This is a genomic window from Streptomyces sp. NRRL S-495 (assembly GCF_000966955.1).
GTDB classification, from domain to species: domain Bacteria; phylum Actinomycetota; class Actinomycetes; order Streptomycetales; family Streptomycetaceae; genus Kitasatospora; species Kitasatospora purpeofusca.
On sequence record NZ_JZWY01000762.1, the window covers coordinates 1 to 1815 of the forward strand.

Consider the following 1815-nt stretch of genomic DNA (forward strand, 5'->3'; position numbering starts at 1 on the left):
CCGTCAGGTAGGGCAGCAGGTTGCGCGCGGTCTGCTGCTGGATCACCCCGACGGTCCGGCGCCGGTAGGCGGTCCGCTCGCGGCGCTTGAGCCCGCCCAGGTCGGTGCCGGCCACCTCGACGGTGCCGGCGCTGGGGGTGTCCAGGCCGGCCAGGATGCCGAGCAGGGTGGACTTGCCGGAGCCGGAGGCGCCGACCAGGGCTGTCAACTCGCCCTCCCGCACGGTGAGGTCGAGCCCCTGCAGGGCCTGCACCTCGACCCCGTCACGGGCGCGGGTGCCGGTGCGGTAGATCCGCACCAGGCTCCGGCACGCCACCATCGGCCGTTCGGTCCCGGACCCGGGCAGCCGTTCGGTCCCGGATGCGGGTCCTGCGGCCCCGGCCGCGGGTCGTTCGGTCCGTCGGACGGTCACAGTGCCTCCCCGAGTCGCAGTACGGCGCCCAGTCCGCGTCGGCGGCTGATCGCCGCCTCCAGGACGGCGGCCGCCGTCATCAGCACGACCAGCGCGACGCCGAGACCCGCGGTGATCGTCCAGTCGATGTGTACGGCGGGCTCGAACGGCCCGCCGGTGAGTGCCCCCAGCCGCAGGCCGGAACCGAGCGCGGCGGGCAGCAGCAGGCCGAGCGAGGTGCCGCCGACCGCCGCCGCCAGCACCAGCGGCAGCTGCTGGAGCAGTTGCAGGCCGAGCACCGCCCGGCTGCCGATCCCCAGGGTCCGCAGGTAGGAGGTCGTCCGGGCGCGTTCGGTGGCGCTGAGCAGCAGGTCCAGGGCGAACGTACCGAGCGCGAGCAGCAGGCCGAGCGCGGTGGTGGCCCGGAAGGCGAGCCGGGCCGAGCGTGCCAGCCCGTCCGACCGCAGCGCGTCGAGCTCCTCGCCCCGGTCGCGGAGTTCGACCTGCGGTCCGGGCAGGCCGGTGGGAGCGAGCTGTACGCCAGCGGCGGCCCGCACCGCGGCCGGGTCCAGGGGCGGTCCGCCGGCGGCCGGGTAGAGCAGGAGGGCGGACGCGTGGTTCCTCTGGGGGGGCAGACGCTCCGCGGACGGGCCGGTGAACACCAGCAGGGCGCCGGGCCGGGGCCCGCCGCCGAGCGCCGGCCCGAGGACCGGGTCGCGCAGCGCCTCCTCGGGCAGGGCGCCGACCACGTGGACCAGGGAGCGGCCCGTCCCGAGCGCGGTCAGCTCGAAGGTGCCGTCGGGGAACCGGGCGGCGAGTCCGGGGTCGGCCAGCGCGGTGAGCACGGGGACGTCGCTGCCGGCGCCGGTCCGTCCGACCGCCGCGTCGGCCCCGTCGGCGGCCAGCAGGGCGCGGGCCACGGGGGAGGAGGGATCGGCGGCGCCCAGTGCGGCGGCGTCCAGCCCGACGAACCGGGCGCCCGGGAAGGTGGTGCCGTCGTCCTGCGCGGTGAGTTCCCCGCTCGCGCCGGTGACCGTCACCCGGTGCCCGACGGCGGGGAGCGACGGCAGGTCGCCGGACAGCCGGTCCTTTGGTCCGACCAGGGCGACGGGTGCCCCGCCGGTGCGCCAGTCGGCGATCTGCTCCTGCCCGTCCGCGAGGGTGCGCGGTACCAGCCCCCCGTAGACCCCGTAGCCCATGGCCAGGACCAGGACCAGGAGGGAGAGCGCGGCCGCGCCGCTCTGCGCCCCGGCCCGGGCGAGCGCCACCAACGGGACCAGGCCGCGCGAGCGCCGCGCCGAGCGGGTGGCCCGGCGCACCAGCGGGGGCAGCAGCCGGAGCAGGACCCCCACCGTGACCAGCGCCAGGAGGACCGGTGAGAGGACGAGTTGGGGGTCCGTGCCAGTGCCCGCGTAGGCACCGCG

The 1815-nt window shown here is 77.5% G+C and carries 1 protein-coding gene and 1 pseudogene; both read right to left on the reverse strand.

Features of this window, described 5'->3' with window-relative positions; all coding sequences use genetic code 11:
* Positions 1-319, reverse strand: a 319-nt coding sequence (locus VR45_RS32895) for an ATP-binding cassette domain-containing protein (protein ID WP_159394436.1), incomplete at its 3' end; no start/stop codon positions are given.
* An 89-nt stretch (positions 320-408) separates the two neighbouring features.
* Positions 409-1815: pseudogene (locus tag VR45_RS32900) on the reverse strand (hypothetical protein); the annotation flags it as partial.